7 protein-coding genes are annotated in these 6,280 nt (G+C 71.1%); 5 read left to right on the forward strand and 2 right to left on the reverse strand.

Annotation, left to right across the window (positions count from 1 at the left end):
- Positions 1-88 precede the first annotated feature (88 nt).
- Positions 89-841 carry a GntR family transcriptional regulator gene (locus VFO68_RS11365; RefSeq protein ID WP_325158189.1) on the forward strand — a complete coding sequence of 251 codons (753 nt, stop codon included), beginning with the start codon at positions 89-91 and terminating at the stop codon, positions 839-841.
- Here VFO68_RS11365 and VFO68_RS11370 read toward each other — a convergent pair.
- A complete protein-coding gene (locus VFO68_RS11370; RefSeq protein WP_325158190.1) occupies positions 834-1,601 on the reverse strand; it encodes a sulfite exporter TauE/SafE family protein in 768 nt (255 codons plus the stop codon). The genes VFO68_RS11365 and VFO68_RS11370 overlap by 8 nt on opposite strands.
- A gap of 85 nt (positions 1,602-1,686) precedes the next feature.
- Positions 1,687-2,481: an MEDS domain-containing protein gene (locus VFO68_RS11375; RefSeq protein WP_325158191.1), complete on the reverse strand. Its 795-nt coding sequence runs from the start codon at positions 2,479-2,481 to the stop codon at positions 1,687-1,689.
- Between the two features lie 101 nt (positions 2,482-2,582).
- Between VFO68_RS11375 and VFO68_RS11380 the strand changes: the two genes are divergently transcribed.
- The 4 genes from VFO68_RS11380 (at position 2,583) to VFO68_RS11395 (ending at position 6,278) form a co-directional block, all read left to right on the forward strand.
- Entirely contained in the window at positions 2,583-3,635 is a 1,053-nt protein-coding gene (locus VFO68_RS11380) for a hypothetical protein (RefSeq protein ID WP_325158192.1), read from the forward strand.
- Between the two features lie 499 nt (positions 3,636-4,134).
- Positions 4,135-4,464 carry a hypothetical protein gene (locus tag VFO68_RS11385; protein ID WP_325158193.1) on the forward strand — a complete coding sequence of 110 codons (330 nt, stop codon included), beginning with the start codon at positions 4,135-4,137 and terminating at the stop codon, positions 4,462-4,464.
- 20 nt (positions 4,465-4,484) lie between these two features.
- On the forward strand, positions 4,485-5,753 hold the full coding sequence (locus VFO68_RS11390; RefSeq protein WP_325158194.1) for an RNA polymerase sigma factor: 1,269 nt from the start codon (positions 4,485-4,487) through the stop codon (positions 5,751-5,753).
- A 15-nt stretch (positions 5,754-5,768) separates the two neighbouring features.
- Positions 5,769-6,278 (forward strand): GNAT family N-acetyltransferase, encoded by a 510-nt coding sequence (locus VFO68_RS11395; RefSeq protein ID WP_325158195.1) that lies wholly within the window; start codon positions 5,769-5,771, stop codon positions 6,276-6,278.
- The last annotated feature ends 2 nt before the right edge of the window (positions 6,279-6,280 follow it).

Below are 6,280 nucleotides of genomic sequence, written 5' to 3' on the forward strand. Positions count from 1 at the left end.
GGGTGAGGTGGAGGTACTTCGCCAATTCGCGGGTGGGGATTTGGTTGGGGGGCGGGTGGGGTGGTTTGGTTGGTGGGTAGGGAGGTGGATGGTGCGGCGGTTGGTGCGGGGTGCGGGGGTGCCGTTGTGGCGGCAGTTGCAGGACGACCTGTTGGAGCGGGTGGGGGCGGGGGAGTTCGGGGAGCAGTTTCCGGGCGAGCTCGTGCTGGCCGGGGAGTATGGGATCAGCCGGCAGACGGTGCGCCAGGCGTTGCAGCGGTTGCGGGCCGATGGGGTGGTGACGGCGATGCGGGGGCGGCAGCCTCGGATCGCGCCGGCCACCGAGATTTTGCAGCCGATGGGGGCGTTGTACAGCCTTTTCGCGTCGGTCGAGGCGGCGGGGTTGGCGCAGCACAGCGCGGTGCGGTTCTTCGATGTCCGGGCGGATGCGTTGGTGGCCGAGCGGCTGGGGTTGGAGGGGTCGGCTCCGCTGGTCTACCTGGAGCGGGTGCGGGTGGCCGGGGGTGAGCCGTTGGCGTTGGACCGGGTGTGGCTGGTCGAGGATGTGGGGCGGACGCTGCTGGGGGTGGATTTTCGGGATACCGGGCTGTACCGGGAGTTGGCGGCGCGGGCGGGGGTTCGGCTTGATCATGGACGAGAATATGTGCACGCGGCGCTGCCCACGGCGGCGGAGCGGGGGTTGCTGCGGTGCCCGGAGGGGGTCGCCGTCTTCTCGATCAACCGGCTGAGTAGCGCGGGGGACAAACCGGTGGAGTGGCGGCATACCGTCGTGCGGGGGGACCGGTTCGCGTTGACGGCTGACTTCTCGTCGGCGACGGGTTACCGGCTCGCGCTCAGGTGACGGTCTCGACCAGCATGAACGCGGCGATGGCGAGCAGCAGGAGGGCGAACGCCCGCTGCAGGGTCGCGCCGGAGTGCCGGCCGGCCAGGCGTTTGCCGTCCCAGGCGCCGAGGATCGCCGCACCGATGAACGGGGCGACCACGGGCCAGTCCAGGCTGACGCCGACGGTCAGCAGGCGCGTGCCGAGGGCGGCCGCCGAGGTGATCGTGATGACCAGCAGGCTGGTGCCGACGGCGACCTTCATGCGCAGCGAGAGCACGGTGACGAGGGTGGGCACGGTAAGGAAACCGCCGCCGACGCCGAGCAGGCCGGTGACCGCGCCCAGTCCGGCGCCCGCGGCAACCGGTACCGAGGTGCGGTGCCGCGTGAGCACCGTGGAACCGCGGGCGGCCGGTGGGGCGGCCATCGGGCTGAGCATGGCGACGGCCGCGGCGACCGCGAGTACGGCGAAGGCGCCGGTGAGCACCGGGCGCGGGAGGTATGGGGACAGCGCCGACGCGGCGATGGCGGGGATCAGGCCGGCCGAGGCGAACACCGCGCCGGTACGCCAGCTCACCAGACCGGCCCGCGCGTGCCGGGCGAGCGCGACGATCGCCGTGGCCAGCACGATGATCAGGCTGGCGGTGCCGGCGTCGACCGGGGACAGCCCGAGCAGGTAGATCAGCACCGGAACGGCCAGCACCCCGCCACCGCCGCCGAGCGCGCCGACGGCCAGGCCCACGATGGCGCCGCCGGCCAGCGTGAGTAGCAGTACGGTCATCCCCATCCCAACCCAAATGTACGTACATCTAGATTAGGGCGCGTCAGGGCGAAGCTCAACGAGAAATGTCCGTACGTTTGGTCACTCAGGGCTCGAGGACGACCCGGACCCCGTCCAGGTTCAGCAGCTCGACCAGGCGTTCGGCGCCCGCCCAGTGCGTGCGGAAGACCAGCGTCGCGCCCCGGGGGCGGACGTGTTCGGCGAGCGCGATCAGGCTGCGGTGGTCGATGAACCGAATCCCCCGGGCGTCCACCACGATCTCGCCGCCGGACGGAACCAGATCGACGTTGGCCAGCGCGTGCGGCAGCAGCGACCGGCTGGCCAGGTCGAGCTCCCCGTACAGGGCCACCCCGTCCGGCACCGCGTACAGGTGGAACGAGGTCGCGCCGGCCCGGGCCCGGGGATGCAGGCAGGCCAGCTCCGCGATCGCCTGCTGGCCGAGCGCCCGGTCGTAGGCGCACATCGCGGTGAACGGGTGCGCCACCATGTACCGGTCGGCCAGGTGCTCGTAGGCGGCGAAGGCAAGCCGCTGCTCCGGGGTGCGCACCAGTTCGGTGACGTCCACGGCGACCCGCAACCCGGTGAACCCCGCCGCGCACGCCTGCTCGGTCGCCGCGGCGTACGCGCTGACCTGGGTGGGACCGTCGATCAGATCGTCGACGCGGTAGCGCTCCCGGACGCTGAGGACCTGAACCGCACCCGCCCGGCGGTCGGCGAGCCGCTCCAGCCGGTCGACCAGCTCGGGGAACTCCTCCGACGCCACGACGCAGACCTGTTCGCCGCGGGCGATGCCCTCGGTCAGGTAGCTCGCCATCGACGAGCGGAGATCCGCGGTGCTGTCGTAGTACCAGCACACATGGTCCCGGACGGGTTGCGCCATGCGCACGCACCGACTGTACCCCTGTAAGCGCCGGTCAACCCGGGGGCGGCGGGTCGGCACGCTGGCTACGCCGTGGTGGTGGGGTCGGTTACCGTTGTCGGGTGGGGCGGATGCGCGCCTACCTCGGGCGCTGCCGGGTGGACGACGTGCTGCGCTGCCGAGACCGGTTCGGTGGAGTGACCCTGCAGGGCCTGGCCGGGCTGCGTATCGCCAGGTACCTGGACCGGGTCGGCGAGTTGTCCGGGGTCGACCTCGATCCGGCGGCGTACCGCAACCGGCCGGCCAAGCCGTCCGACCAGCTGACCCTGCCCGGCATCGAGTGCGCGCCGTTCGACTGGGTGAGCGCCCAGGCCGAACTGGACCTGCCGGTGGTGCGCACGGCCGGCGCCCGAATCCGGGTGGGCCGGGTCGACGACCTGCGCGCCGAGTTGGCCAGGGACTATCCGGTGCCGGTGTCCGTGGTGCTCGCGCTGGACGCCGGGTGGCTGGGCCGGCGGCACATCGACTCGCTGGAGGAGGCGCTGCGGGCGGCGGACCGGGACGTCTCGGTGCTGTTCGCGGCGGCCTACAACCCGCTGGACACCGTGCCCAAGATCGAGGCGTTCCGGCGGTTGCTGCGCTGGGCGGCCGACGCGCGACGCGACCTCGAACTGCTGCGTACCGACCTGACCGGGCTGCCGGCGGTGCTCGAGGGAGCCACCGGCGCGGCGATCGGGTTCAGCACGTCGACCCGGCACCTGGGCCTGCCGTTCGCCGCCAAGGCGCGGGACGCCTACAACCGGCGCAAGCGCAGCCCGCTGGTGTTCGTGCCCCGGCTACTGCATTGGCAGCGCGCCAATATCCTCGGCCGGCTCGCCGAGTGGGACGGAGCCGGCGTGACCTATTGCGACTGCCCGGTCTGCGCCCGGGCCGGACACGACCTGCTCCGATTCGACACCATTCCGGGCGAGCTTCCGGCCGGGATCGAGAACGAGGTTCGCGATCACGACGAGCACGCGCTGGCAATGGTGATCGAGCAGATCCTGGCGTCGGACAACCCGGCCGCCGAGCTGAAGTTCCGCCGGATCAACGCGGTGCAGCGCGGCCGGTCCATCGGGGCCGCGTTGGATGTCGGACTGGACGCCCCGCCGGCCTGGCTGGACGGCTGGGCCTAGCGGTTGCCTTGGTACTGCGCCGAAATCGCCGGACGATCATGGTCTACGCTGGGTAATGATCACCGGCGTCGGACGGCCGCCGGTCGGGTCCCCCGCGTGCTGGGTCGCTCCACGGTGGAGGGTCAGCGGTCCAGACCATTGCCGCAGGTCACCCCATCGGACCAACATCAGGTTTCGAAACAACTTCACGTACGTCCCGGCGCCGTTTGACGACGATTTCTTCGAGTCGAACGAGTGTGACCGCTCGGCGACGGATACGCTCCGTTCACCGCTAGATCGGCGAGTCACGGAGAGGTTACGGCGCCGTATCCGCCATGATGTAGCACTCACGCCGGGATCCACTCCGGACTCCGGACGTGGCGCGGCTCCCTGCTGACACAGGGAGCCGCGTGGTTGTTCCGGCCCCCCATGTGCAAATTCCGAAGGAAGAGCAAGAACGTTGGTCAGTGTAGAACCAGAGACGAGGCCCTTGCCAGATGCAAATGCGTCGGGCGAGCGGGTGCGGCGCCGCCTCGTGCACCTGGAGCGCATCGCCGGTCCGCCGGCCGCGGAATACCGGCCGGTGGTGATCCCGAGACGGGTGGCCGGCCCGGATGCCGGCCGCTGGTGGTCCCAGCTGAGCAGTCGCGACGGCTGGCTCTGGCTCGCCGAACGCACTGTGGGCGGCCTGGCATCCACCCTGCGCACCGCGTTCCTGCTGCTGGCCGGCTTCGCGGCGGTGATCGTCTTGATCGGGGTGGCGTTCGGGTTCGGCGGTGTCCTGCTCGGCGGGTTGGTCGGGGTGGCGCTGCTTCTGGTGAAGGCCCGTCTGTTGCCCTCGCGCGGGTGAAGCTGCTCTGATTGGACGCCGTGACGGCATCCGATACGAACAGCACGGTGGACGCCGTATGGCGCATCGAGTCGGCCCGGGTGATCGCGGGACTGGTCCGGCTGGTGCGCGACATCGGCCTTGCCGAGGAACTGGCGCAGGACGCCCTGGTCGCCGCGCTCGAGCAGTGGCCGGCCGAGGGCGTGCCGCGCAACCCGGGCGCCTGGTTGATGACGACCGCCAAACGCCGGGCCATCGACGCCCTGCGCCGCAAGGAAACACTCGGCCGCAAGCTCGCCGAGCTCGGCCACGAGCTGGAGCTCGGCGGCCCGGGCGGCGGCGCCGACTTCGACGCCGCGGTCGAGGACACCATCGACGACGACGTGCTGCGGCTGATCTTCGTGTCCTGCCACCCGGTGTTGACCACCGAGGCCCGGGTGGCGCTGACCCTCCGGCTGCTCGGAGGGCTGACCACCGACGAGATCGCCCGGGCCTTCCTGGTCCCCGAGTCGACCGTGGCCCAACGGATCGTGCGGGCGAAGAAGACCATCGCGAAGGCCGGCGTGCCATTCGAGGTGCCCGAGGGCGCCGAGCGGGCGGGCCGGCTGTCGTCCGTGCTCGAAGTGATCTATCTGATCTTCAACGAGGGCTACTCGGCGACCGCGGGCGACGACTGGCTCCGGCCCGCGCTCTGCGCGGACGCGCTGCGCCTCGGCCGGGTCCTGGTGGGGCTGGCGCCCGCCGAGGCCGAGGTGCACGGTCTGCTCGCGCTGCTGGAGATCCAGGCCTCCCGGTCCGGGGCGCGCACCGGAGCAGACGGTGAGCCGATCCTGCTGCTGGACCAGGACCGGTCCCGGTGGGACCGGCTGCTGATCAACCGCGGCCTGACCGCGCTGGAGCGCGCCGAGGCGCTGTCCGAGTCACCCGGGCCGTACACGCTGCAGGCCGCCATCGCCGCCTGCCACGCCCGGGCGGCCGTGGCCGAGGACACCGACTGGACCCGCATCGCCGAGTTGTACGCCGCGCTCGCCGCCGGCACCCCGTCCCCGGTGATCGAGCTGAACCGGGCCGTGGCCCTGGGGATGGCGCGTGGCCCGGCCGCCGGCCTCGAACTGGTCGACGCGCTTCGCGACGAGCCGGCGCTGCGCGCCTACCACCTGCTGCCCAGCGTCCGCGGTGACTTTCTGGTCAAGCTCGGCCGACTCGACGAGGCCCGCGGCGAATTCGAACGTGCGGCGGCACTGACACGCAACGAACGTGAACGCGCCATGCTTTTGGCCCGCGCAACTACTTGTGTGAACGCCAACTAACCTTACCGTGGAAGCATGAGCGACCTGCTGCAGCTCAGCGATCTTGAGATCCGCCCGGCGAGTTGGGCCGACCTGCACACCCTGACCGAGGCGCTGGGCCAGCGCCGGTACTTCTCCGAACGCCTGGCTCACCAGCAGCAGGGCAAGGGCGTGCTGTTCACGGCCTGGAAGCACAACCGCCCGGCCGGGCACGTGTACCTGCGTCTCGAGATCGCGGAGGAAGCCGAGATCCGGCGCTTCCTGCCGGGGGTGCCGTTCCTGACCCATCTGGAGGTACTCAGGGAGTACCGGAACGGCGGCATCGGCACCACCCTCATCGCCACCGCCGAGGAGAACCTCCGAGATTTACGCTACGGCCGAGTCGCACTCGCCGTCGAAGTCAGCAACGTCCGCGCCGCCCGCCTGTACGAGCGGCTCGGCTACGTCGGCTGGGGGTGCGGCGAAGTCGTGTGTCACTCGGTTTTCGATGGCGACGCCGCCCGCGAGGAGCGGTGTGACGTTCTGGTCAAACGTCTTCGCCTCTAACC

The organism is Actinophytocola sp. (assembly GCF_035712165.1).
Taxonomy (GTDB): Bacteria; Actinomycetota; Actinomycetes; order Mycobacteriales; family Pseudonocardiaceae; genus DASYTH01.